The organism is Limnomicrobium aquaticum (assembly GCF_040545545.1).
Taxonomy (GTDB): domain Bacteria; phylum Pseudomonadota; class Alphaproteobacteria; order Rhizobiales; family Rhizobiaceae; genus Ensifer_A; species Ensifer_A aquaticum.
On the sequence record NZ_JBEPMB010000002.1, the window covers coordinates 223,392 to 246,848 of the forward strand.

The window sequence follows — 23,457 nt, forward strand, 5'->3', positions numbered from 1 at the left end:
TGCTTGTCCAAATCAGTCCTCAACCGCCCAATGTAGCGGGAACATCGGATCGAACACGGTGACAGGACCCGCCCCCGTTTCGATCTTGGCGGGATAGCTGACGGGTTGATCGCGCTTGACCAGCGTGATGGTCTCTTCGTTCACCGGCAATCCGTACCAGGCGGGACCGTTCAATGATGCGAAGGCTTCCAGCTTGCCCAGCGCGCCGGCGTTTTCGAAGACATGGGCAAGGCAGCTCATCGTATTGGTGGCTGTGAAACAGCCCGCGCAGCCGCAGGCGCATTCCTTCAGCGGATCCGCATGCGGCGCGGAGTCGGTGCCGAGGAAGAAACGGCGGTCACCCGAGGTTGCGGCCTCGACCAGCGCCACACGATGGCTTTCGCGTTTCGCCACCGGCAGGCAATAGTAGTGCGGCTTGATGCCACCGACGAGGATCGCATTGCGGTTGATGATCAGGTGATGCGTGGTGATCGAGCCCGCAAGGTTCTTGGTCGCACTGCGAATATAGTTGATGCCATCGGCGGTGGTGACGTGCTCCATGGTCACTTTCAGCTCAGGCAGGCGCTTGCGCAGTGGATCAAGCACGGTCTCGATGAACACGGCCTCGCGGTCGAAAATGTCGACCTCCGGCGTCGTCACCTCGCCGTGGACGCAGAGGGGAAGCCCGATCTCGGCCATGCGCTCCAGAACCGGCATGACCTTGTCGAAATTGCGCACGCCGCCATGCGAATTGGTCGTTGCGCCTGCGGGGTAGAGCTTGACCGCATGGATCAGCCCTTCCGCCTTGCCGCGTGCGACGTCGTCGGCTTGCGTTGCCTCGGTCAGATAGAGCGTCATCAGCGGCTCGAACGTATCGCCCTTGGGGATCGCGGCAACGATCCGGTCGCGATAAGAGCGCGCATCGGCCACCGTGGCCACCGGCGGCACGAGGTTCGGCATGATGATGGCGCGGGCGAAATGCCGCGTCGTTTCCGGCAGAATGCCTTGAAGCATCGCCCCGTCGCGAAGATGCAGATGCCAGTCGTCGGGCCTGCGGATGGTGATTTTCGTCATGACGCGCGTCCTCATGCTTCCAGCTCGTTTCGCGGCTGATAGCATTCCGGCGCGGCGGGTTCAATCAGAGGCTCAGGCCGCTTCGAAGCCCATGGGAACCGTCTCGGCGAAGGCAATAGCGCCGATCTCCTCCACTGCGGCGCCGAAGGCCTGGATCAGTGCCGGGTCGAAATGGCTTCGCGCCTTGCCGCGAATGTAGTCGACCGCTTTCTCGAACGGCCAGGCCTGCTTGAACTGCCGCTCCGAAATGAGGGCGTCGAAGCTCGAGGCGATCGCGACGATCCGTCCCGCCACGGGGATTGCCGTGCCCTTCAGCCGGTTCGGATAACCTTGCCCATCGAAACGTTCACGATAGGTCCTGCCGATTTCGGCGGAGAGCTGGAGCAGGGAGGTCGATTCATCGCCTGCAGTGCCGGCACTGGTGCGGCGGCGGAAGTCGGCCTCGGTCATCTTGCCGCGCTTGAGGAGCGACGTGTCCGAGGCGAGCGCCGTCGTGTTGTCGAAGAGGGTGGCCGCGAGACGGATATCGCGACAGAAGGTCTCCGGCAGCCCGGCAGCTCGCGCAATCGCTTCCGAATAGGCGGCCACCCGCATGCGCTGCTGGGCGGCCTGCGGATCCTTGTAGCCGGCAGCCAGTGTGATGCGCTGGATGATCTCGCGTTCCTGCTCACGCAGGCTTTCAGCGCCGGCGGATTGTCCTGCATGGAGACTTTCGCTGTGCCTGCGACGTGCGTCGGCAAGTGCGGCGATGTTCTGGACACGCGCCTTGAACTCCTGGAAATCGACCGGCTTCGTCAGGAAATCGATGGCACCGGCGTTCAACGCGTCCATCCGTGTCGTCAGGTCGAGGTCGGCGGTGACGAAAATTACCGGCACGCCGGCGTATTTGTCGAAATGCAGCATCTCCGTCAGAAACTCGACGCCGTTATAGACCGGCATCATGTAATCGAGCAGCGCGACGTCGAATTCCAGGTCCGGCATGGCGGCAAGCGCATCGGCGGGCGACGAGAAGGGTATAGGCGAACAGCCGTGCAGCTTTTGCACCATGCCTGTCAGAAGGCGAAGATTGGTGTTGTTGTCGTCGACGATCAGGATCTTCATCTTGGCCTCGTTTATGCTGCTTTGTTGAATGTGTAGCTCGCCAGCAGGGCTGTGAGCCGGTCTGACTTTTCGGCGCTCGGCGCTTCACGGATTGCCTGGGCGATCTCGGCGACGGCCTTGAACCCGACATTGGCGGCAGCGCCCTTCAGCGTGTGGAGCGCCCTGTCGGCGTCTTGCGCGTTTCCGGCTGCGTGCGCCTGCCGATAATCGCGCACCAGCGCATCCGCGTCCTTCAGGAATGAAGCGACCAGCTCCCCGAAAATGTCTTCGCCGAGAACGTCAACGAGTTCCGCCTTTCGCGCTGCGTCGATTCCGTTCCCGAGCGCGTCCGGCGCTTCCGCCCCCGTCTGAGCCTTGAGCGCCGGCTTGATACCAGAGCTTTCGGTAATGCCGGCAAGCACATGGTGCAGGCGCCTCAACGTGATGGGCTTCGGCTCAAATCCGTTCATGCCGGCTTCACGGCAGGCATCGCGGTCCTCGTCGGAGGCATTGGCCGTCATGGCGATGATGGGGGCAGTCTTGCTGGGACCGTGACCCTTGCGGATGGCGCGCGCGGCCTCGATCCCGTCCATGACCGGCATCTGCATGTCCATCAGGATGAGGTCGTAAGAGGTTGCAGCCGCAGCCTCCACGGCTTCCGCGCCGTTCGCAGCGAGGTCCGCCTTCTGTCCCAGTCTCTCCAGGAAACGCAGCGCAAGCTGCTGGTTGACCTTGTTGTCCTCAACCAGCAGGACTTTCAGCGTCCCGAGTGTCGACAGACCTGTCGGCCGTTCGCTCGGTGAGGGCATTTCCGGTGCTTCCGTCGCGTCCACCCGCATTTCCAGCCAGAACGTGCTGCCCTTGCCGATCTCGCTGTCCACGCCCATGCGGCCGCCGAGACGTTCGGCTATTTCCTTGCTGATCGTGAGTCCAAGGCCCGTGCCGCCAAAGCGACGGCTGATCGAGGCGTCCACCTGCGAGAAGGGCTTGAACAGCTTCTTGCGACCTTCCTCGTCGATCCCGATGCCGGTGTCCTGAACCTCAATCCGCAGGAATTGGCGGCCGTTCGGCCCCGAGAACTCGCGCAGGCGCAGCGTCACCGTACCGTTGCTGGTAAACTTCGTGGCATTGCTGACAAGGTTGAGAATGATCTGGCGCAGCCGCGTCGGATCGGACTTGATCCAGGGGCGCTGCAGTTCGTCCGGCAAGTCGAGCACCAGCGCGTTGCCACGCTCCTTCGCCCGGCTCGCCATGATGTCCATGACGCTTCTGGACAGCTCGGCCAGATTGACCGCCCGTGTCTCGATTTCAAGCTTGCCGTATTCGATTTTCGAATAATCGAGGATCTCGTTGAGCACTTCAAGCAGCGCCTCGCCCGACGAACGTATAGTCTGAACGTTGTCGCGGACGTCATCCGGAATGTCGGACAGCTGGAGCAGTTCGGCCGTGCCGAGGATCGCATTCAGCGGCGTCCGGATCTCGTGACCCATGGTGGCCATGAATTGCGACTTCGCCCGGTTTCCGGCATCCGCCGCATGATAGGCCGAGGCAAGATCATTGGCCATGGCTTCGAAGCCGAGGCCTGCGGTGCGTACCGCTTTCAGCTGGCGGCGCAAGGTGAAGATCAGGAAGGCCACGGAAACGGTCAGAAGAAGAACGTAGATTCCTGACACCTTCTGCAGCCGGATCAACGCGTCGCGCGATTGGGCCTTGTTTTCCGAAATTGCCGTATTGGACGCGAGCAGCAGCTTGTTGGTCTCATCGTGCAGCGCATGAATGGTGGGAAGGGCGGCCAGCAGCGACGCGCGCGGGTATGGTGCCTTGTCCAGAGCCGTGAAGACAGGATCGAGGTTGCGGACCATCCGCCTGATGTTGGCACTGGACTGCCCGACATCGCCGGCCTGGATGAAAAAGTCGTCGAAATGCCCGCGTCCCAGGAGATCGTTGCGCGAATAGACAATGTCATAGCGCCGCATCAGCGCTTTCACCCGACCTGGCCCTATGGGTTGGTCTGTCAGGCTCAGACGGGCTTCCGTTTCCAGTTCATGCGCCTCGCGGTCAAGCTGGAATGCTGCCCACATGGCATTCTCGCGAATGCTGTTCTGGAGCGCTGCCTGCCGCTCCGACATGTCGGCGTAGAGGAAAATGAGAATCATCAGCAAGACGACCGAAAAGGCCTGCAGCACCGCCGCCCGAAGACCGGCGCGGCGAAGGACTTCGCTGACCTTTTCTCCGCGTCCGTTCACTCGACGACCTCGATTTCCTTGATCTGCCAGACGGAGCGCGAGAAATATTTCTCGTTATAAAGCGAGTGATCCTTGTCGAACGGATAAATGAGAAAGATCGGGCCCTTGTCGCGCACCGACATTTCCGTGCCGTTCATGCGGACTGCCAGGATCGTGTCGAGCTTTTCGGCGTCCTCCATGGGAACTTCGGAGGCGTAGTCGTTCAGCGCCTTCACGACGAGCTTCTTGCCGCTGGCGCCGGCTGCTGCAAGCACGGCACGCAGATAGGGACCGGAAAACTCCGGCTTGCCCGTTGTCCAGGGTGTTTCCATGGCGGCCTTTCGGCCATCAAGTTTTTCCAGCATGGCAAGATCGAATGCCGCCGTTGAGCCGGCATTGGTCTGCCCGATATGGCCGGTGATGGTGAGGATCGGGTCACCCGCCGGCTTGTCGAGCGCCAGCGCGCCGGATGGAAAGGCGCAGGCTGCGGACGCGAATGCCGTCGCAACGAGGAAGGCCTGGATAAGAGTTTTCATGTCTATTTTCCCCGAAAGTGTCAGGCGGATCTGGCGGTAGAGTGCGTGCAGCCCGCGATCAGCCGGCTCATCATCTGCGTGAAGCCCAGCGCTTCGATCGGTTTGGTGAGGAACGTGTTCACACCGGCTTCCTGAGCTTCCTCGCGCAGTGCGGAAGACGTATCGGCCGTGACCATCACGATGGGCGTCTCGCGGTACTGTTCAAAGTCGCGAACGATGCGCACGAATTGCAGGCCGGTCATGCCGGGCAGCATGTGATCGACCATCATGAGATCGAAGTCTTGTGTTTCGCAGGCCCGTAGCGCCTTGGCGGGATCATCGCAGACCACGATTTCACTGCAGCCGGCCTTCGACATCAGGTGACGGAGGATCAGCCCGTTTGTCGGATTGTCTTCAACGATCAGGATTGCCATTCACGTCCCCACCGGCCATTTGCCTTAACACGCTGGCGTTGCCGCAACCGCAATGACGGGTCAGCCGCGCCGGATATGAGGTTTATCGCAAGGCCGATTACATAAGATAAAAACGATATGTAAAATTCGACCGATCCATCCCATTTCGGGCGACTGTGCCGGTCTGCGGAGCAACAATGGCTCAGAGAGAGGTGGTTTCGTCTGCGTTGAAACGCCGGATTGCCCGCACATGCCAGACATAGATGACGGCGCACAGGACGCCCATACCCGGCATGAGCACATGCAGCGCCAGCACCGGCTCACCGATTGCTGCGGCAACGGCGCCGCCGAAGACGCCCGAGCCCATCTGAACGAAACCCAGCATGGCGGCCGCCGTGCCGGCGATGCGCGGAAACGGCATCATCGCAGCGGTCGTCATATGTGGCATCACGAAGGCGATGCCGAAGGCATAGAAGCCGACAGGGATCATGACCGAGAGATAGGAAATCGGCAGGAACTGGATCGACAGGAAGGCAAGTAAACTCCCCACAAGGATGCAAGCCAGCCCCGGAACGACCAGTGTCTCCGCGGAAGCTGAACGCAGAAGGACGCGAAAGAGAACGGACCCGAGGAAATAGCTGCCGGTCTGCGCCATCATGCCCAGCCCGAACTGTGCCGGTGTCAGCCCCGCCTCGTCGATGAGGACGAAGGGAAGCACGGTTGCCAGCATATAGAGTGCGCCCACCGCAAAGCCGACCGTCAATGCCGCCGACATCACCGGCGCGCTGGCAAGCAGTTTGCCGTAGGATTTGAGAAGCGGCCCCGGCGCAGCGCGCGCAAGATCGGGCACCGTGGTCTCCTTGAGTGCAAAAAGAACGATGCCGATACCCGTCACGCCTATGCCGGCCATGACGAGGAAAATCCCCTGCCAGGTGGAAAATTCAAGGATGAGCCCGCCGATTGTCGGAGCAATGCCGGGACCGACCGCAAGGACGATCCCGATCATGTTCATGATGCGCGACGACTGTTCCCCGGTGAACTGGTCACGCACGATGGCGCGGGAAACGGTTGTGCCGACCGAAGCGCCAATGCCCTGGATCAGCCGCGCGGCCATCAGCCATTCGATGGTTGGGGCGAACAAGGCCATGATGCTGCCGGCCAGGTAGACCAGCATGAAGACGATGGCCGCCTTGCGCCGGCCAATGGCATCGGATGCCGGCCCGGTGACCAGCTGCGCGACGGCAAAACCCGCAAAATAGAAGGTGAGGGTCATCTTGGCGGATGCGGGGCTCACCCCGAAAGAATGCGCCAGCGCCGGCATCGCCGGCGTGTAGAGAGACATCGAGATGGAACCCACCATCGTCATGAACGCGCCGATCAGGCTCGTCCGCCGCTCCGACATGAGCGGCTGGGTCCTGGTCATCTGCAACGTCTCTGCCTGCGCAACATTCATTCCGCGTCCCGGCTCGCCGACATGCTCACCAGAGCCGCCTTGACGATCTTCAGCGCGCTATGCAGCGCTTCCCGCTCGCCTTCGGCCATTTCGGATACCATGTCCGACAGCAGCATCTTTGCCAGCTGGCGGATTTCGGCAAGCATGGGCTCTGCTTTCGGCGTCATCACCACATTACGGGCGCGACGATCCGTCGGGTCGGGCAGGCGCGCCACAAGCTCAAGGCTTTCCAGCTTGTCGATATAGCCGCTCATGGTCATCGGCTCGACACCCATCTTTTCGGCGATCTCGTTCTGCCGGCAGCCTGAACGGTTGCCGATGACGAGAAGAGCGCGCGCCTCGCCCGGGGTCAGTTCGAACCCCGCACCCGCGATGCGCTTTTCGAATTCGCTTCGCTGAAGGCGGGCTGTCTCTGCGATAAGGAAACCGATGGATTCCGGCTCGATCATGTTTTGGGTCCGTCCAATTGATAAGGCTTTCTTATTATAACAAGGCAATCTTTGCAATGATTACCGCGTCTTTTTTTGGAACGCCATGTTCCAAAGGATAAACCTGCCCCTATATTGCCTCTCATAATCGATTCATATGAGGATAACCCCCGATGGCTGAAGCAAAAATCAATCCTGCTCTTATCGACTGGAACGGTCGAAATGGTTTGCCGGATTTCGCCCAAATATCGGAAAGTGATTTTTCCCCCGCTTTCGATGTTGCGTTCAAGTTGCACGAAGCCGAAATAGACACAATCGCCAATAATCCCGAGGCCCCGACCTTCGAGAATACGATCGTTGCACTCGAAATTGCCGGCGATGAACTGTCGCGCGTGTCCTCCATCTTCTGGAATAGGGCAGGGGCCGACACGAATGACGCCATCCAGGCGCTTGAGCGGGACATTTCCCCGAAGATGTCGCGGCACTATTCGAAGATCGGCATGAACGAGGCGCTGTTCAAGCGCATCGACACGCTGTGGGAAACCCGCGAGGCGCTCAACCTCGATCTCGAGCAGACCCGCGTTTTGGAACGGCACTGGAAGGGCTTCGTCCGCTCGGGTGCCAAGTTGCCGCGTGCCGATCAGGAGCGGCTGGCCGCGATCAACGAACGTCTCGCCTCGCTCGGTGCAACATTTGGCCAGAACGTTCTGGCGGATGAGAAGAGCTGGTTCCTGATCTTGAGCGAAGAGGCCGACCTTGCCGGACTGCCCGATTTCCTCAAGGACGCCATGGCGGCCCAGGCGGAAGCGCGCGGCGAGAAGGGCAAGTATGCCGTCACGCTCTCTCGCTCGATCATCGAGCCCTTCCTGACCTTCTCGGAACGCCGGGATCTGCGCGAAACCGCCTTCAAGGCCTGGATCGCCCGCGGTGAAAACGGCGGAGAGACGGACAATCGCGGCGTCATTGCCGAAACGCTGCAGCTTCGCCACGAGAAGGCGAAACTCCTCGGCTTTGCCAATTTCGCCGAACTCAAGCTCGACAACACGATGGCCAAGTCCCCCGCCAACGTGAACGGTCTTCTGATGCAGGTCTGGGAAAAGGCCCGCACCCGCGCTCTCGAAGAAGAAGCCGATATCGCGAAAGCCATTGCAGCCGAGGGCAAAAACCATGACGTAAAGCCCTGGGACTGGCGGCACTATGCCGAAAAGATCCGGGCCGAACGCTTCAACTTCTCGGAAGGCGAACTGAAGCCCTATCTTCAGCTCGAAAAGATCATCGAGGCCTGCTTTGAGGTCGCCCGCCGGCTCTTCGGCATCACCGCGACGGAGCTGAAGGATGTGAAGGCCTATCACCCCGACGCCCGCGTCTTCGAAATCCACGACGCCTCGGGCGCGCTGAAGGCCATGTTCGTCGGCGATTACTTTGCCCGGTCCTCCAAGCGCTCCGGCGCCTGGATGAGCTCGTTCCAGAGCCAGCACAAGCTGACCCTGAAGAATGGCGCGCAGGGCGAAATCCCGCTGATCTACAATGTCTGCAATTTCGCCAAGCCCGCCGAAGGCAAGCCGGCGCTTCTGTCGCTGGATGATGCGCGCACGCTCTTCCACGAATTCGGCCATGCATTGCACGGCATGCTCTCCGACGTCACCTATCCGACGGTTTCCGGCACGGGCGTCTCGCGCGACTTCGTGGAACTGCCCTCGCAGCTTTACGAACACTGGCTCACGGTTCCGGAAATCCTCAAAACCTATGCCGTCCACTACGAGACCGGCGCGCCGATGCCGCAGGAACTCCTCGACAAGGTTCTCGCCGCCCGCACCTTCAATGCCGGCTTCGCAACGGTCGAGTTCACCTCGTCAGCCCTTGTCGACATGGCCTATCACACCGCCGCCGAACCGCCGGCCGATCCGATGGCGCTGGAAGCGAAGGTACTGAAGGAGATCGGCATGCCGGACGCGATGGTCATGCGCCACCGCTCGCCCCATTTCCAGCACGTCTTCTCGGGCGACGGCTATTCGGCCGGATACTATTCCTACATGTGGTCGGAAGTGCTCGACGCGGATGCCTTCTCGGCGTTCGAGGAAACCGGCGACGCGTTCAATCCGAAGATGGCCGAGAAGCTGAAGCTGAAGATCTATTCGTCCGGTGGCTCCATGGACCCCGAAGACGCCTACAAGGCCTTCCGCGGCAAGCTGCCGAGCCCGGACGCGATGCTGAGGAAGAAGGGGTTGGCGGCTTAAGGGGACGTTTCGGGCGTGGAACCCCCCTCTGCCCTGCCGGGCATCTCCCCCTCAAGGGGGGAGATTGGCAGAGAGGCGGCCCTGCGCTCCCACTCTCCCCCCTTGAGGGGGAGATGTCAGCGTAGCTGACAGAGGGGGGTGCTACACCCGCCAACAAAAAACCCGCCGGATCGCTCCGGCGGGTTTCTTCATGTCGCATCACCCCAAATCTCAGGGCTCGACGAATTCCAGCGGGCGGTCGCCCTGTTCGTCGCGGATGCAGGTCTGCAGGCCGATGCGGTTCAGTACGGCGAGGAAGGGCTGCGGCGGCAGTTCTTCGACATTGACCATCTTCTTCACATCCCAGGCGCCCTTTGCGATGAGGATCGCAGCGGCGACCGGCGGAACGCCGGCGGTGTAGGAAATGCCCTGCGAGCCCACTTCGTTATAGGCTTCCTTGTGGTCGGCGACGTTGTAGATGAACACTTCGCGTTCCTTGCCGTCCTTCGTGCCCTTCACGAAGTCGCCGATGCAGGTCTTGCCTTCGTAAGCGGGCGCAAGCGATGCCGGGTCGGGCAGGCAGGCCTTGACGACCTTGAGCGGCACGACCTCCGAACCGTCGGCAAGCTTGACCGGCTGTTCGGAAAGCAGACCGATCGACTTCAGCACGGTGAAGACGTTGATATAGTGATCGCCGAAGCCCATCCAGAAGCGCACATCCGCGCCGTCCATGTTCTTCGACAGCGAATGCACTTCGTCATGGCCGCAGAGATAGGCGCGGCGCGTGCCGACGACCGGCAGGTCATAGTCCTTGCCGATCTCGAACATCTTGTTCACCTGCCATTCGCCGTTCTGCCAGGAATAGACGACGCCGGTGAATTCGCGGAAGTTGATCTCCGGGTCGAAATTCGTGGCGAAATACTTGCCATGGCTGCCGGCATTGATGTCGACGATGTCGACATCGGTGATCTTGTCGAAATAGTCGTCCTTGGCGAGCTTGGCATAGGCGTTGACGACGCCCGGGTCGAAGCCGGCGCCGAGAATTGCGGTGATGCCCTTTTCCTCGCATTCGGCGGCACGCTTCCACTCGTAGTTTCCGTACCACGGCGGCGTTTCGCAGATCTTGTTCGGCTCTTCGTGGATCGCGGTGTCGATATAGGCGACGCCCGTGTCCATGCAGGCGCGCAGGACCGACATGTTGAGGAAGGCCGTGCCGACATTGATGACGATCTGGGAATTGGTCGATTTGATCAGCGCCTTGGTGGCTTCGATATCGAGTGCATCGAGCGCATGGGCTTCGAACACGCCCGGCTGCTTCATCGCCTTCTTCTCGTGCACGGAGGCAACCACCGCGTCGCATTTCGCCTTGGTGCGCGAGGCGATATGCAGGTCGCCGAGAATGTCGTTGTTCTGCGCGCACTTGTGCGCAACCACCTGGGCGACGCCGCCGGCGCCGATGATGAGAACGTTCTTCTTCATGATGAGGACTAAACTCCTTGTGTCCAATCGTCAGAGACTTGTCCGAGAGCGGATCGCTTCAGGACAGGCTTTGTTCGTAGTCCGCGAAGGTGAACTCGCGGACCGTCCTGATGCTGCCATCGGTTTCCCGGATGGCGATTGACGGCATTTTCACGCCGTTAAACCAGTTCTTCTTGACCATGGTGTAGCCGGCCGCATCCTGGATGGAGAGGCGATCGCCGGGTTTCAGTTCATGGTCGAATTTGAATTCGCCGAAAATATCGCCTGCCAGGCAGGACTTGCCGCAGACCATGTATTCGTGGTCGCCGGCATTCGGCGCCATCTTGGCCGACTGCCGATAGATCAGCAGGTCGAGCATATGCGCCTCGATGGATGAATCCACGATGGCGAGGTTCTTGCCGTTATAGAGCGTGTCCAGCACGGTCACTTCCAGCGTCGTAGACTTGGTGATCGAGGCCTCGCCCGGCTCCAGATAGACCTGGATGCCATAGGTGTCGGCAAAGCGCTTCAGCCGGTCGGCGAGCTTGTCGATCGGATAGTTTTCGCCGGTGAAGTGGATGCCGCCGCCGAGGCTCACCCATTTCATCTTCGCAATCAGATGACCGAATTCGGCTTCGATCTTGCCGAGCATGTCCGAGAAGCGATCGAAATCGTCGTTCTCGCAATTGTTATGGAACATGAAGCCGGTGATCTTGTCGGCCACCGCCTCGATCTTCGCGGCATCCCATTCGCCGAGGCGGGAATGCGGGCGCGCCGGGTCAGAGATCAGCCATTCGGACGTCGAGACGCGCGGGTTGACGCGCAGGCCCCGCACCTTCGAGGCGCATGCGGCTTCAAAGCGCTCAAGCTGGCTGATCGTGTTGAAGATGATCTTGTCGCAATTGTCGACGACCTCGCCGATCTCGTCATCGCCATAGGCGACGGAGTAGGCATGCGTTTCCTTGCCGAACTTCTCGCGTCCGAGCTTCACTTCATAGAGCGAGGAGGACGTCGTGCCGTCCATGTATTCGCTCATCAGGTCGAAGACGGACCATGTGGCAAAGCATTTCAGGGCAAGAAGAGACTTCGCGCCCGAGTTCTCGCGCAGCCAGGCGATCTTCTCCATGTTGGGGAGAAGCTTCGCCTTGTCGATCAGGTAATAGGGTGTTTTCAGCATCAATCCTAAAGTCCGTGCCCCGGAAAAGATGATGCGCCGGAGGCCAAAAACCTGACCCCGGCGCGCGAAGCGGCCCCCTTACCCCGGATGGGGGCAGGAAACAATGCCCTAGCGCGATTATGTGTCGGGAAAGTTACAGAAGCCGGCTTGCGGTTCATCAAGAATACAAATCCCGCCTTCAAAACTATTGAGCCATCACGCCTTGTGGCGCAGGGTCGAATCTGAGATTTGGAAAAGACATTTCTAATATACAATTAGGCGGCATCCCCCATGAAACCGGAAATCTTCAAGCTCGCGGTTATCCTCGCGCTGCTCGGCGCTGTCGGGCCGGTCGCGATCGACATGTATATTCCGGCACTTCCGAAGATCGCCGCCGATCTGCATGCTGACGCCGCCGCTGCGCAATGGACGCTCATGTCCTTCTTCTCGGCCTTCGGCATCTGCCAGCTTGTCTACGGCCCGGCCTCCGACAGTGTCGGCCGCAAGCCGCCGCTCTATTTCGGTCTTGGCCTCTTCCTCGTCGCCTCCGCTGGATGCGCGCTCGCGCCTTCCATGGGCTGGCTGATTGCCGCGCGCTTCGTGCAAGGCGTGGGGGCGGCGGCCGTCATGTCGATCCCGCGCGCCGTCATCCGCGATCTCTATACGGGCAGCGACGCGACGCGGCTCATGTCGACTATCATGCTGGTCACCTCCGTTTCGCCCATGCTCGCGCCCCTCGGCGGCAGCGGGCTCATGACGGCGTTCGGCTGGCCGGCGGTCTTCTGGTTCGCGGCAGGAACAGCGGGCGTCAGCATCCTGCTGACACGCTTTGGCCTCAAGGAAACGCTGCATCCGGAATATCGCACCCGGTTTGAGCTGAGCGGCATGGTCGCTGCGTTCAAGGTGCTGATCCGCGACCGCAACTTCATCGGCCAGACGCTGATCGGGGGTGCGGGCATGGCGAGCTTCTTCGCCTTCCTCGCCACCGCGCCCTTCCTCTACACGCAGCATTTCGGGCTGACGTCTACGCAGTTCAGCCTTGCCTTCGCGCTGAATGCGCTCGGCTTCTTCGGCTCCAGCCAGTTTGCCGCCAATCTGGGCAACCGCTTCGGTGCGATGCCGGTCGTGCGCTTCTGCGTGGCGGGTTTTGCGGCGACAACCGTTCTGCTTTTCATCGTCTTTGCCGCAGGCATTGGCACATTCGTCATGCTGGTCGGCCTGCTGATCATCGCCAATGCCTTCCTCGGCCTGGTCATCCCGACGGCCATGGTCCTGTCGCTGGAAGAGCACGGGCCGATTGCCGGCACGGCCGCCTCACTCGGCGGCACGATGCAGATGCTGATCGGGGCTGCGGCCATTGTCGGCGTCAGCGCCGTGTTTGATGGCAAGCCTGTGACGATGGCGGCGGTGATTGCGCTTTGCGGCATTGTTGCGCTGGCCGTCTCGCTGCTGATGCTGGGCCGACGCCCGGCAATGGCTGCCTGATCAACCCTTCGGCGGCTTCAGCGAGAAGCCGTGCTTGGCGAAGAAAAGCGCGCTCATATAGGCATACCACAGGCCGAACGAGTAGCCGGCGATGACATCGCTCAAGTAATGCGCGCCGACCATGATGCGCGTCAGCGCCAGAAAGCCGCCGATGATCAGGACCGGAATGCGGATGCTCGGAAACAGAACCGCCAGTGCCATGGCCATCGCGCCATCCGTCGTCGAGTGGCCAGAGGGGAAGCTCTCGTAAAGATGGCCCGAAAAGGCCTTGAAGTGAAACGCGCCTTCCGCATCGAAGAGCGGAGGGCGTGCACGGCCAATAATGCGCTTGACGATGTTGCCGATAATGCCGGAAAGCGCCACGCTCAGGAAAACATAGGCCGACGCCGTCGCGACATAGTGCAGACGCACGCGCGCCGCCGCATCGGTTACCAGCTTCAAGGCTATCATCGCTCCGATGAAGACAAGGCCGGTGAGCGTCAGGCTCCACCATGACTTGCCGATATCGGTCGTGTTTTCGGCAAGCACCGTCAGCCAATGCGGCTGATGGCGCGCAGCTATCGTCAGCGCGCTGTCGCGAAACACCATGGCCAGCACTACAAGCACGACCGTGATCGCGGCCCAAAGTTTCCAGCGTATCGGGGGTGTGGAGGGGGAATATTGCGCGCGGCGCTCCGCGAGCCAGTTCAGAAAGCCGTCGAGGCCCATCATCTGCGTCAGTTGCCTTTCGCAACGGGATCCGCCTTGGCGCGGATCGGAAACACGGGGGTACGGCCCTCTAGATGTTGAAAGCGCCGCACCGTTTCAACGGGTGCGGCGCTCCGACACAGTGTGAGCGGTCTCAGGCAGAAAGAGCCTTGAATTCCGCCAAAATTGCGTCGCCCATCTCGACGGTACCGACGCGGGTTGCGCCTTCGGCCATGATGTCGCCGGTGCGGATGCCCTTGTCGAGAACGTTGGCAATCGCCTTTTCGAGATTGTCGGCTTCCGTGACCATGTTGAACGAATAGCGCAGGCACATGGCAAACGAAGCGATCATGGCGATCGGGTTGGCAATGCCCTTGCCGGCAATGTCCGGAGCCGAGCCGTGCACGGGCTCGTAAAGCGCCTTGCGCTTGCCGGTCTTGGCATCCGGTGCGCCGAGCGAAGCCGACGGCAGCATGCCGAGCGAGCCGGTGAGCATGGCGGCAACGTCAGACAGCATGTCGCCGAAGAGGTTGTCGGTGACGATGACGTCGAACTGCTTCGGCGCGCGCACCAGCTGCATGCCGCCGGCATCGGCCAGCATATGCTCGAGCTTCACGTCGGAATACTTGTCCTTGTGCGTCTGCGTGACGACCTGGTTCCACAGCACGCCCGACTTCATGACGTTGCGCTTTTCCATCGAGCAGACGGTGTTCTTGCGCGTGCGGGCCATTTCGAACGCTACGGACGCGATGCGCTCGATTTCGTAGGTGTCATAGACCTGCGTGTCGATGGCGCGCTTCTGGCCGTTGCCGAGATCGGTGATCGTCTTCGGCTCGCCGAAATAGACGCCGCCGGTCAGCTCGCGGATGATGAGGATGTCGAGACCTTCGACCAGTTCGGGCTTCAGCGAGGAGGCCGAGGCCAGCGCCGGATAGCAGATGGCCGGGCGCAGGTTTGCGAAAAGCTCCAGATCCTTGCGCAGGCGCAGAAGGCCGGCTTCCGGGCGAACTTCGTAAGGAACGGCATCCCACTTCGGGCCGCCAACCGCGCCGAAGAGAACGGCATCTGCCGCCATGGCCTTCGCCATGTCACCTTCGGAAATCGCAGCGCCATGTGCGTCGTAAGCGCAGCCGCCGACGAGACCTTCGTCGGTCACGAAGTTCGCACCCTTCGCTTCATTCATCCAGGCAATGATCTTGCGGACTTCCGCCATGGCTTCCGGGCCGATGCCGTCGCCGGGCAGGAGGAAGAGATTGCGCGCTGTCATGTCGAAAGTCTCCTGAAAATCTGGTGTGATGGCGGGGTTCTTATAGCGGGAAATCCGCCATTTCAAGCGCGACTGCGTCCCAAGCGGTACGGTCCGGTGTTTCCACGGGACTCGTTTTGCCGCGACGATCCCTGCCAGTCGGAGCGGCATTTCGGGAACAAGTAGATGGATTTGGCGTTTTCACCATCACAACCCGAAAACCGGAAGGACGTTTCGATGAAACATCTCATGATTGCCGCCGCCGCCGCTCTTGTTTTTACGGGATTTGGCATTACTGCCGCCGGCGCCGAGCCCTATCATCATCGCCATGGCGGCTATCGCGACGGGGGGCCGCCAGGTGTCTATATCGGCCAGGGCGGCGTCCGCGTCGTGCCGCCACGCCGTCATGTTCGCCGGGACTGCTGGCTTGAAAAGCGGGTCAAGCGCGATTGGGAAGGCCACCGCCGCGTCTATAACGTGCGGGTCTGCCGCTAAACCGGTGCACTTCACGGATTTTGAGCATTGGATTGAAAACTAATATATTTCAATGACATGAAGACCTTTCCCGTCCGGCCCGTCTCGACTTCGAGGCGGGCTTTTTTTGTCGGCCCTTGACAATTTGATCAAAAGTTTGGATTTTCCGCCTCACAGAACCCACACCCCAGGCGGAACCAAAGTGAAAAACTCGGAAATCACAACCGATCTCGATCAGGACATCGAGAGCATTCAGGCGGTCGTTTGCGACCTCAACGGCATCCTTCGCGGCAAGCGGGTCCCGGTCAGCCAGATCGACAAGGTCATGGGCGGTGGCATCCGCATGCCGCTTTCTATCGTGGGCGTGGACGTGTGGGGCGAGGACATCGTCGGCTCCGAACAGGTCTTCATCCATGGCGACAATGACGGCATCTGCGAGCCGACGGGCAGGGGCGTCGTGCCGGTGCGCTGGACCCAGCGTCCGAGCGCCATGGTGCCGCTCTGGATGTTCGAGGAAAGCGGCAAACCGTTCCTGGCCGACCCGCGCCAGGCGCTTGCTGCCATCGTCAAGCAGTATAACGACATGGGGCTTTACCCCGTCGTCGGCTCCGAGCTGGAATTCTATCTGATTGACTCCGAGCCGGATTACCCCGAGCCGCCGATCTCGCCCTATACCGGCAAGCGTCTCGACTCCGACGCGATCCTCTCGATCGACGAGCTGGACGACTTCGGCAATTTCTTCTCCGACGTCTATGCCGAATGCGAGCGCCAGAATGTGCCCGCCGATGCGGCGATTGCCGAAAACGGCATCGGCCAGTTCGAGATCACGCTGCTGCATGGCAACGACCCGCTGAAGGCGGCTGACGACATCATGTTCGCCAAGCGCATCATCAAGGGCGTGGCCCGCAAGCACGGTTTTGCCGCCACCTTTATGGCCAAGCCCTATGGCACGCGTTCCGGCAACGGCATGCACATGCACATGAGCCTCGTGGACAAGGACGGCAAGAACGTCTTTGCCGATGCCGACGGCGAGAACACCGATCTGTTCAAGCATTGCGTCGCGGGCATGCTGAAGGGCATGTCGGAATCGACGCTGCTGTTTGCGCCGCATTTCAACTCCTACCGCCGCCTGCGTCCCGATACGCATGCGCCGACCTCCATCACCTGGGGCTTCGAAAACCGTACGGCGGCCATCCGCATTCCCGGCGGTGGCCCGAAGTCGCGCCGCATCGAGCATCGCGTACCGGGCGCCGACGCCAACCCCTATCTGGCCATGGCGGCGATCCTGGGCGCGGCGCTGGTCGGCATCAAGAACAAGTGGATGCCGCCGCGTCCGATCGAAGGCCGTGCCTATGGCGAACGCCTGAAGAAGATCCCCTCCGAGTGGGGTGGGGCCGTCGATGCCTTCGAAGATGGCGAGATCATGGAAGAGGTCTTCTCGCCGCTGCTCCGCAACATGCTGGTTGCCTGCAAGCGGCAGGAAATCGCCGGCTTTGCCGAGCAGGTTACCGACTACGAATTCAGCGCCTATCTGGAGATTGTGTGATGGCCAAGAACGTTCCCTACGCCGGAGACGGCAGCTATCCTGGCTCCTACTACGCCGCCTCGCGCAATATCCAGCGCCAGCCGGTCAAGCTCGAAGGTGATGTCGAGACGGATGTCTGCATCATCGGTGGCGGCTATACCGGCCTTGCAACAGCGATCCATCTTGCCGAAAAGGGCTATCATGTCACGATCGTCGAAGGTGCACAGATCGGCTGGGGCGCCTCCGGCCGCAACGGCGGCCAGATCGTCAACGGCCTGAACGCCGGTCTCGACAAGATCAAGCGTGCCTATGGCGACGATGCCGCCCGCTTCGTCGGCGGCATGGTGCAGGAAGGCGCGCAGACGATCTACCGGCTGATCGAGCAGTACAATATCGATTGCGACCTGAAGCGCGGCAATATCTACACGGCCTATACGAGTGCCCATATGCGCGAGTTCGAAGCCAAGAAGGCGCTGTGGGCGAGCTACGGCATGAACGATCACGTCATGCTTGACCGCGCAGCCATCCGCAAGGAGGTCGGCACGGAGGCTTACGTCGGCGGCATGCTCGACACGTCCGGCGGCCACATGCATCCGCTGAACCTGACGCTCGGCGAAGCCCGCGCGCTCGAAAGCCTCGGCGGCACGATCTATGAACTCTCGCCCGTCACCCGCGTCGACAAGTCGGCAGCCAAGCCCGTCGTCTATACCGAAAAGGGCAAGGTCACGGCCCGCGTCGTCGTTGCCTGCGGCAATGCCTATCTCGGCCATGTGATCCCGGAATTGACAGACCGCGTTCTTCCGGCCTCGACCCAGATCATCGCCACGGAACCTCTGTCGGAAGCGCTGGCGCAAAAGCTCATCCCCGGCGACAAATGCGTCGAGGATGCCCGCTATATTCTCGACTATTTCCGCCTCTCCGCCGATCGCCGCATGCTCTTCGGCGGCGGCACGATCTATGGCGGCACCGATCCGGCTGACATCATTGCCAAGATCCGTCCGAACATGGCCAAGGTCTTCCCGGAACTCGCCAATGTGAAGATCGATTACGCCTGGAGCGGCAATTTCGCCATCTCCTTCACCCGCGTTCCGCAGATGGGCCGGCTCGCGCCCAACGTCTATTTCGCCCACGGCTATTCCGGCCATGGCGTCACCGGCACGCATCTCTTCGGCAAAATCCTCGCCAACGCGATCGACGGCGACCAGTCCCGCTTCGAACGCTTTGCGGCCATGCCCTGGTATCCGTTCCCCGGTGGCCGCATGTTCCGCGCGCAATATTCCACCATCGGTTCGTGGTGGTATGCCTTCAAGGACAAATACGGGCTTTGACTTGAATTGCGGGGCCGCAAGAGTACATTGGTTCATGAGACCAATTTCTGGAGCGGCCACGTGATTGAAGTCGGAGAACTGGAAGCCGGCGCGCATCTCTCAGCCCTTCTCGACAAGGTCGCGAAGGGCGAGGAAGTGCTGATCACGCGTCACGACAAGGCGGTGGCGCGGCTGGTGCCTGTGGTGGAACAGCGAGACCCGGAGAGGATCGCGGCAGCGATCCGCAATATCCGAGAGTTGCGGAAGGGCGTCACGCTTGATGGCGTAAGCTGGAAGGAGCTCAGGGACGAAGGGCGCAGATGAGCGGGTTTGTTCTTGACTGCTCTGTCACTGCTGCCTGGCTTCTGGAAGACGAAGTCGTGTCCGATGCGGAGATTGTTCTGGACAGTCTGCTGACATTGACTGCGCATGTTCCGACGATCTGGCATCTTGAAATCGGGAACGTTCTCTTAAAAACCTTGCGACGAGGGCGTATTTCCGCGAATGCATTTCAGTTGCTCGTAAAGGAACTGGAGGCTTTGCCGGTGGTCACGGACGGCGAAACAGAAATCCAGTCCTTTGGAGACACGCTCGATATTGCTCGCCGCTACTCTCTGACAACCTATGACGCCGCCTATCTCGAACTGGCCGTCCGTCTCGACCTGCCGCTGGCCACTCTCGATAAGGCGCTCGTTCGCACGGCGGCGGAGATCGGCGTGAAGACGATCCCCGATCAGACCTCCGGCTCAGTTTAAAGCCGCCCCACACGCTCTGTCAGCAGATCGAAGAACCCTTCCGCGTCCACATCCTTCATCACCATCGCATTATGCGGGCGTTTGGTGACCTGCCACCAGTCGACAACCGTCATGCCGACGGTGAGCTCCGAGGCGATTTCGATCTCAACATTGCACATGCGGCCGGAGAACAACTCCGGCTTCAAGAGATAGGCGATCACGGTCGGGTCGTGCAGCGGGCCGCCGTCGGAACCATACTTCTCGACGTCGAAGCGTTCGAAGAAGCCGAGCATGTCGACGATGAATTTCGACACCTTCGTGCCGAGCGCGCCGATCTTCTCGACACGGCGCTTCAGCGTCAGCACCTTGTGCGTGACGTCGAGCGGCATCATGACGACCGGGATGCCGGACTTCATCACGATATCGGCGGCTTCCGGATCGACATAGATGTTGAACTCGGCGGCGGGAGTGATGTTTCCACCCTCGAAGAAACCGCCACCCATCATGACGAGTTCCTTCACGCGCGGCGCGATGTCCGGGGCACGGGTCAGCGCCGTCGCAATATTGGTGAGCGCGCCGAGCGTACAGAGCGTGACGGTACCTTCCGGTTCGTTGCGCAGCGTCTCGATGATGAAATCGACGCCGTGCTGCGGCTGGACCGGCATGCTCGGCTCGAAGAGCTCCGGACCGTCGAGCCCGGTGGCGCCATGCACATATTCCGCCGTCACCAGCGCGCGAGAGATCGGGCGGTCGCAGCCTTCAAAGACCTTGATATCGGTCTTGCTGGCGACTTCGCAGACGATGCGGGCATTCTTCGACGTCAGCGCCAGCGGAACATTGCCGGCAACCGTCGTGATGCCGAGAATGTCGAGATCTTCCGGGCTGCCGAGCGCCAGAAGTATGGCGCAGGCGTCGTCCTGCCCCGGATCGGTGTCGATGATGATCTTGCGCGGCGCTGTCATGGCATTTCCTGTAAGTGCGTCTGATTTGCCGCAGAGACTAACGCTTTGCATTCAATTCTCAATCGACTTTTTCCTCCATCTTGCACTGCCGAAAATCACACACCATATTGGAACCAAGCGTGATGCCGCGATGCCGGGTCCGCTTCGAGTCGCTTACCCCAAGGACTTTGGACGATGACAAGAATGACGACCTTCGCAAGCCCCCTCCTTCTGGGCTTCGACGCCATGGAAAAGACGCTGGAGCGCATTGCCAAGGCGAATGACGGATACCCTCCCTACAATATCGAACGCCTCGCGCCCGACCCGACCCGAAATTTTGTCGGCGGCCTGCGCATCACCCTTGCCGTTGCCGGGTTCTCCGAAGACGAGCTGGACGTCACGACCGAAGAAAACCAGCTGATCATTCGCGGTCGTCAGACGGAACAGGGCGAGCGCGACTATCTGCATCGCGGCATTGCCGCCCGCCAGTTCCAGCGCATGTTCGTTCTCGCTGACGGAATGCAGGTGCAAGCCGCCGTGCTGAAAAACGGTCTTCTCTCCGTAGAAATCATGAGACCGGAACCGGAGCGGCTGGTAAGGAAAATTAACATTTCCGTTTCAGAGTAAGAACACGGGCGAACGCGCCCGTTCTGCTTCTCTTTCCCAAGGAGGCTCTGAAATGCAGATGAAGCAAGTGCCCGCGGCCCTGTCGCTCAGTGACCTTGCACACCTCGGTGATGGCGAAGTCGCCTATATCCGCAAGATTTCCGCGACCGATGTGGGTCGCTGCTTCCCCGAAGCGCCGGAGCTTGATCCGGATATCGATCTGTGGGCTCTTTTCGGCGCCGATGGCACGCCCATCCTCCTCACCGACAATCGCTCCTCCACCTTCTTCAAGGCCGCTGAAGACCAGTTGAAGACGGTCACGGTTCACTGACGAAACACGTCCGTTTGAACGCGGACGGTTTCAGATTTTCCTGAAAGTCAGATAGGCGGACGACCGCCCTTCGCGCCTGGCCTTGGCCTCGTAGCGCGTACCTGGCCAGCCGGCAAAGGGCGTCAGCCAGTCGGAGGCGTTTTCCGCCGTCCACTCAAAGCCGCCATGGTCGCGGCAGTGCTGCAGCGTCCAGTTCACATAGGTGCCGATATCGGAGGCGAAGCAGAAGAGGCCGCTCGGCTTCAGCACGCGATGGAAGCGTGTGAGGTTCACCTGGCTGACGAAACGCCGCTTCCAGTGCTTCTTCTTCGGCCACGGATCGGGATAAAGCAGGTCGATCTGATCGAACGCGCCCGCCGGCAGCCAGTCCAGAAGGAGGGCCGCGTCATCGTTGAAGACGCGGATATTCCGCGCGCCCGTCTGCTCGACACTCGAAAGCAGCTTTGCCATCGAATTGATGAACGGCTCGACGCCGATGAAGCCGGTTTCCGGTTCGGTGGTCGCGCGGTGGATCAGGTGTTCGCCGCCGCCAAAACCGATTTCGAGGCGAAGGCGGTGAACGGGAACAGGAAAGAGATCACGAAGATCGGCAGGCGCCGGCATGGTGAGGTCGACCAGCCGCTCAGCCAGTAAGGTCTCCATCAGGCGCGCGTGGTTGGCACGCAACGCCTTGCCCTTCCGGCGTCCGAAGAAGGCTTCGGACGCGCGGGTCGGATGGTCTTCGTGATCCGTCATGTCAGCCCTTGATGGCGTCTTTCAGCGCCTTCACGAGATCGGTCTTTTCCCAGGAGAAGGAGCCGTCGCGGCCAGCCTTGCGGCCGAAATGGCCGTAGGCGGACGTCTTGGCATAGATCGGCTTGTTCAGGTCGAGGTGACGGCGGATGCCGGTCGGCGACAGGTCCATGGTCTTGCGGATCGCGGCTTCCACCTGGTCTTCCGAAACCTTGCCGGTGCCGTGAAGGTCGACATAGATCGACAGCGGCTGGGCAACGCCGATGGCGTAGGACAGCTGGATCGTGCAATTGTCGGCAAGGCCGGCAGCCACGACGTTCTTGGCAAGGTAGCGCGCTGCGTAGGCGGCCGAACGGTCGACCTTCGTCGTGTCCTTGCCGGAGAATGCGCCGCCGCCATGCGGGGCTGCGCCACCATAGGTGTCGACGATGATCTTCCGGCCGGTGAGACCGGCGTCGCCGTCCGGGCCGCCGATCACGAACTTGCCGGTCGGGTTGATGTACCAGGTGCAATCGTCGGCGATCTTCAGGTCGCCGAGAGCTTCGCGGATATACGGCTCGACGACGGTGCGAACCTTCTTCGAATCCCAGCTGGCATCGAGATGCTGCGTGGAAAGAACGATGGAAACGGCTTCGACCGGCTTGCCGTTTTCATAGCGAACCGTGACCTGGCTCTTGGCGTCGGGTCCAAGCTTGCCGGCGTCACCCTCGCCCTTGCGGCGGGCGGTGGAGAGCAGCTGCAGGATCTTGTGCGCATAATAGATCGGAGCCGGCATCAGGTCCGGCGTTTCCTTGCAGGCGTAACCGAACATGATGCCCTGGTCGCCGGCGCCTTCGTTGCCCTGCTGGTCGGAGGCGTTGTCGACGCCCTGCGCGATGTCAGCCGACTGCGAGTGCAGGAGAACGTCGATCTTGGCCGTCTTCCAGTGGAAGCCGTCCTGTTCGTAGCCGATATCCTTGATGGCGCGGCGCGCTGCGGTCTTGAACTTGGCCGGGTTGATGACGTCGTGGCCGTTCTTGTCCTTCTTCATCAGGCTCGGCGGCAGGCGAACTTCACCGGCAATCACGACGCGGTTCGTCGTCGCCAGCGTTTCGCAGGCGATGCGCACACCCCAGGGGTTCACGCCGGTCTTGGCCGCTTCGCGATAAACGAGATCCACGATCTCGTCCGAAATGCGGTCGCAGACCTTGTCCGGATGACCTTCGGATACGGATTCGCTGGTGAAAAGGTAGTTGGCGCGCATCTGGGCTTGATCCCCTCTGGAAGAAATACCGATGACTGTCTAGCCATTTCGTCATCGGAAAACAAGCGTACAAGGACATAAATATATCTTTATGTCATTACCAAATCCCTTATTTTTGCGGGTTTTGGGCTTCATTTCGGGGTTTCAAT

23 protein-coding genes are annotated in these 23,457 nt (G+C 60.8%); 9 read left to right on the forward strand and 14 right to left on the reverse strand.

The window, feature by feature from the left end:
• Nucleotides 1-12 precede the first annotated feature (12 nt).
• The 7 genes from pyrC to ABID16_RS09700 form a co-directional block, all read right to left on the reverse strand.
• Nucleotides 13-1,053 carry a dihydroorotase gene (gene pyrC / locus ABID16_RS09670; RefSeq protein WP_354556136.1) on the reverse strand — a complete coding sequence of 347 codons (1,041 nt, stop codon included), beginning with the start codon at nucleotides 1,051-1,053 and terminating at the stop codon, nucleotides 13-15.
• Nucleotides 1,054-1,125: 72 nt separating this feature from the next.
• Nucleotides 1,126-2,154, reverse strand: coding sequence for an HD domain-containing phosphohydrolase (locus ABID16_RS09675; protein ID WP_354556137.1), 1,029 nt, complete (start codon nucleotides 2,152-2,154; stop codon nucleotides 1,126-1,128).
• An 11-nt stretch (nucleotides 2,155-2,165) separates the two neighbouring features.
• Nucleotides 2,166-4,379, reverse strand: a complete 2,214-nt coding sequence (locus ABID16_RS09680; protein ID WP_354556138.1) for an ATP-binding protein — start codon at nucleotides 4,377-4,379, stop codon at nucleotides 2,166-2,168.
• On the reverse strand, nucleotides 4,376-4,894 hold the full coding sequence (locus ABID16_RS09685) for a putative pterin-binding protein (protein ID WP_354556139.1): 519 nt from the start codon (nucleotides 4,892-4,894) through the stop codon (nucleotides 4,376-4,378). Before ABID16_RS09685 ends, ABID16_RS09680 begins: the two co-directional genes overlap by 4 nt.
• Before the next feature lie 20 nt (nucleotides 4,895-4,914).
• Entirely contained in the window at nucleotides 4,915-5,307 is a 393-nt protein-coding gene (locus tag ABID16_RS09690; RefSeq protein ID WP_354556140.1) for a response regulator, read from the reverse strand.
• A gap of 181 nt (nucleotides 5,308-5,488) precedes the next feature.
• Nucleotides 5,489-6,709 carry a multidrug effflux MFS transporter gene (locus ABID16_RS09695; protein WP_354556141.1) on the reverse strand — a complete coding sequence of 407 codons (1,221 nt, stop codon included), beginning with the start codon at nucleotides 6,707-6,709 and terminating at the stop codon, nucleotides 5,489-5,491.
• Between the two features lie 26 nt (nucleotides 6,710-6,735).
• A complete protein-coding gene (locus tag ABID16_RS09700) occupies nucleotides 6,736-7,188 on the reverse strand; it encodes a MarR family winged helix-turn-helix transcriptional regulator (RefSeq protein ID WP_354556142.1) in 453 nt (150 codons plus the stop codon).
• Between the two features lie 152 nt (nucleotides 7,189-7,340).
• Between ABID16_RS09700 and ABID16_RS09705 the strand changes: the two genes are divergently transcribed.
• Nucleotides 7,341-9,404 (forward strand): M3 family metallopeptidase, encoded by a 2,064-nt coding sequence (locus ABID16_RS09705; RefSeq protein WP_354556143.1) that lies wholly within the window; start codon nucleotides 7,341-7,343, stop codon nucleotides 9,402-9,404.
• 210 nt (nucleotides 9,405-9,614) lie between these two features.
• On the opposite strand, the gene ABID16_RS09710 is transcribed toward ABID16_RS09705, so the two are convergent.
• Together ABID16_RS09710 and nspC are read right to left on the reverse strand one after the other, a co-directional pair.
• Nucleotides 9,615-10,862 carry a saccharopine dehydrogenase family protein gene (locus tag ABID16_RS09710; RefSeq protein ID WP_354556144.1) on the reverse strand — a complete coding sequence of 416 codons (1,248 nt, stop codon included), beginning with the start codon at nucleotides 10,860-10,862 and terminating at the stop codon, nucleotides 9,615-9,617.
• Nucleotides 10,863-10,920: 58 nt separating this feature from the next.
• Nucleotides 10,921-12,018: a carboxynorspermidine decarboxylase gene (gene nspC, locus ABID16_RS09715; protein WP_354556145.1), complete on the reverse strand. Its 1,098-nt coding sequence runs from the start codon at nucleotides 12,016-12,018 to the stop codon at nucleotides 10,921-10,923.
• A gap of 270 nt (nucleotides 12,019-12,288) precedes the next feature.
• Here nspC and ABID16_RS09720 point away from each other — a divergent pair, with 270 nt between their 5' ends.
• Nucleotides 12,289-13,482, forward strand: a complete 1,194-nt coding sequence (locus ABID16_RS09720) for a multidrug effflux MFS transporter (RefSeq protein ID WP_354556146.1) — start codon at nucleotides 12,289-12,291, stop codon at nucleotides 13,480-13,482.
• On the opposite strand, the gene ABID16_RS09725 is transcribed toward ABID16_RS09720, so the two are convergent.
• Entirely contained in the window at nucleotides 13,483-14,193 is a 711-nt protein-coding gene (locus ABID16_RS09725) for a phosphatase PAP2 family protein (RefSeq protein ID WP_354556147.1), read from the reverse strand.
• Nucleotides 14,194-14,323: 130 nt separating this feature from the next.
• Nucleotides 14,324-15,436, reverse strand: coding sequence for a 3-isopropylmalate dehydrogenase (gene leuB / locus ABID16_RS09730; RefSeq protein ID WP_354556148.1), 1,113 nt, complete (start codon nucleotides 15,434-15,436; stop codon nucleotides 14,324-14,326).
• A 216-nt stretch (nucleotides 15,437-15,652) separates the two neighbouring features.
• Here leuB and ABID16_RS09735 point away from each other — a divergent pair, with 216 nt between their 5' ends.
• From ABID16_RS09735 to ABID16_RS09755, 5 genes are all read left to right on the forward strand, one after another.
• On the forward strand, nucleotides 15,653-15,910 hold the full coding sequence (locus tag ABID16_RS09735; protein WP_354556149.1) for a hypothetical protein: 258 nt from the start codon (nucleotides 15,653-15,655) through the stop codon (nucleotides 15,908-15,910).
• A 181-nt stretch (nucleotides 15,911-16,091) separates the two neighbouring features.
• The gene (locus ABID16_RS09740; protein WP_354556150.1) at nucleotides 16,092-17,435 is read left to right on the forward strand and encodes a glutamine synthetase family protein; all 1,344 of its coding nucleotides are present in this window, start codon (nucleotides 16,092-16,094) and stop codon (nucleotides 17,433-17,435) included.
• Complete coding sequence (locus ABID16_RS09745; protein ID WP_435532396.1) at nucleotides 17,435-18,742, forward strand: NAD(P)/FAD-dependent oxidoreductase; 1,308 nt, start codon at nucleotides 17,435-17,437, stop codon at nucleotides 18,740-18,742. Before ABID16_RS09740 ends, ABID16_RS09745 begins: the two co-directional genes overlap by 1 nt.
• 60 nt (nucleotides 18,743-18,802) lie before the next feature.
• Nucleotides 18,803-19,045 (forward strand): type II toxin-antitoxin system Phd/YefM family antitoxin, encoded by a 243-nt coding sequence (locus ABID16_RS09750; protein WP_354556152.1) that lies wholly within the window; start codon nucleotides 18,803-18,805, stop codon nucleotides 19,043-19,045.
• A complete protein-coding gene (locus ABID16_RS09755; protein WP_354556153.1) occupies nucleotides 19,042-19,476 on the forward strand; it encodes a type II toxin-antitoxin system VapC family toxin in 435 nt (144 codons plus the stop codon). The genes ABID16_RS09750 and ABID16_RS09755 overlap by 4 nt, the downstream gene beginning before the upstream one ends.
• Here the strand turns inward: ABID16_RS09755 and ABID16_RS09760 are convergent.
• Nucleotides 19,473-20,417 (reverse strand): nucleoside hydrolase, encoded by a 945-nt coding sequence (locus ABID16_RS09760; RefSeq protein ID WP_354556154.1) that lies wholly within the window; start codon nucleotides 20,415-20,417, stop codon nucleotides 19,473-19,475. The two genes, ABID16_RS09755 and ABID16_RS09760, sit on opposite strands and share 4 nt — an antisense overlap.
• A gap of 174 nt (nucleotides 20,418-20,591) precedes the next feature.
• Between ABID16_RS09760 and ABID16_RS09765 the strand changes: the two genes are divergently transcribed.
• Nucleotides 20,592-21,023, forward strand: a complete 432-nt coding sequence (locus ABID16_RS09765) for an Hsp20 family protein (RefSeq protein ID WP_354556155.1) — start codon at nucleotides 20,592-20,594, stop codon at nucleotides 21,021-21,023.
• Between the two features lie 52 nt (nucleotides 21,024-21,075).
• On the forward strand, nucleotides 21,076-21,333 hold the full coding sequence (locus tag ABID16_RS09770; protein WP_354556156.1) for a BQ00720 family protein: 258 nt from the start codon (nucleotides 21,076-21,078) through the stop codon (nucleotides 21,331-21,333).
• Between the two features lie 30 nt (nucleotides 21,334-21,363).
• Here ABID16_RS09770 and trmB read toward each other — a convergent pair whose 3' ends face one another.
• Together trmB and metK are read right to left on the reverse strand one after the other, a co-directional pair.
• A complete protein-coding gene (trmB, locus tag ABID16_RS09775; RefSeq protein ID WP_354556157.1) occupies nucleotides 21,364-22,068 on the reverse strand; it encodes a tRNA (guanosine(46)-N7)-methyltransferase TrmB in 705 nt (234 codons plus the stop codon).
• A gap of 1 nt (nucleotide 22,069) precedes the next feature.
• Complete coding sequence (gene metK / locus ABID16_RS09780; RefSeq protein WP_354556158.1) at nucleotides 22,070-23,308, reverse strand: methionine adenosyltransferase; 1,239 nt, start codon at nucleotides 23,306-23,308, stop codon at nucleotides 22,070-22,072.
• Between the last annotated feature and the right edge of the window lie 149 nt (nucleotides 23,309-23,457).

Bases quoted from the DNA above. Each gene is read 5' to 3' on its own strand.
- pyrC (WP_354556136.1), bottom strand. From the start codon at position 1,053: ATGACGAAAATCACCATCCGCAGGCCCGACGACTGGCATCTGCATCTT.
- ABID16_RS09675 (WP_354556137.1), bottom strand. From the start codon at position 2,154: ATGAAGATCCTGATCGTCGACGACAACAACACCAATCTTCGCCTTCTG.
- ABID16_RS09685 (WP_354556139.1), bottom strand. From the start codon at position 4,894: ATGAAAACTCTTATCCAGGCCTTCCTCGTTGCGACGGCATTCGCGTCC.
- ABID16_RS09690 (WP_354556140.1), bottom strand. From the start codon at position 5,307: ATGGCAATCCTGATCGTTGAAGACAATCCGACAAACGGGCTGATCCTC.
- ABID16_RS09695 (WP_354556141.1), bottom strand. From the start codon at position 6,709: ATGACCAGGACCCAGCCGCTCATGTCGGAGCGGCGGACGAGCCTGATC.
- ABID16_RS09700 (WP_354556142.1), bottom strand. From the start codon at position 7,188: ATGATCGAGCCGGAATCCATCGGTTTCCTTATCGCAGAGACAGCCCGC.
- ABID16_RS09705 (WP_354556143.1), top strand. From the start codon at position 7,341: ATGGCTGAAGCAAAAATCAATCCTGCTCTTATCGACTGGAACGGTCGA.
- ABID16_RS09710 (WP_354556144.1), bottom strand. From the start codon at position 10,862: ATGAAGAAGAACGTTCTCATCATCGGCGCCGGCGGCGTCGCCCAGGTG.
- nspC (WP_354556145.1), bottom strand. From the start codon at position 12,018: ATGCTGAAAACACCCTATTACCTGATCGACAAGGCGAAGCTTCTCCCC.
- ABID16_RS09720 (WP_354556146.1), top strand. From the start codon at position 12,289: ATGAAACCGGAAATCTTCAAGCTCGCGGTTATCCTCGCGCTGCTCGGC.
- ABID16_RS09725 (WP_354556147.1), bottom strand. From the start codon at position 14,193: ATGATGGGCCTCGACGGCTTTCTGAACTGGCTCGCGGAGCGCCGCGCG.
- leuB (WP_354556148.1), bottom strand. From the start codon at position 15,436: ATGACAGCGCGCAATCTCTTCCTCCTGCCCGGCGACGGCATCGGCCCG.
- ABID16_RS09735 (WP_354556149.1), top strand. From the start codon at position 15,653: ATGAAACATCTCATGATTGCCGCCGCCGCCGCTCTTGTTTTTACGGGA.
- ABID16_RS09745 (WP_435532396.1), top strand. From the start codon at position 17,435: ATGGCCAAGAACGTTCCCTACGCCGGAGACGGCAGCTATCCTGGCTCC.
- ABID16_RS09755 (WP_354556153.1), top strand. From the start codon at position 19,042: ATGAGCGGGTTTGTTCTTGACTGCTCTGTCACTGCTGCCTGGCTTCTG.
- ABID16_RS09760 (WP_354556154.1), bottom strand. From the start codon at position 20,417: ATGACAGCGCCGCGCAAGATCATCATCGACACCGATCCGGGGCAGGAC.
- ABID16_RS09765 (WP_354556155.1), top strand. From the start codon at position 20,592: ATGACAAGAATGACGACCTTCGCAAGCCCCCTCCTTCTGGGCTTCGAC.
- ABID16_RS09770 (WP_354556156.1), top strand. From the start codon at position 21,076: ATGCAGATGAAGCAAGTGCCCGCGGCCCTGTCGCTCAGTGACCTTGCA.
- trmB (WP_354556157.1), bottom strand. From the start codon at position 22,068: ATGACGGATCACGAAGACCATCCGACCCGCGCGTCCGAAGCCTTCTTC.
- metK (WP_354556158.1), bottom strand. From the start codon at position 23,308: ATGCGCGCCAACTACCTTTTCACCAGCGAATCCGTATCCGAAGGTCAT.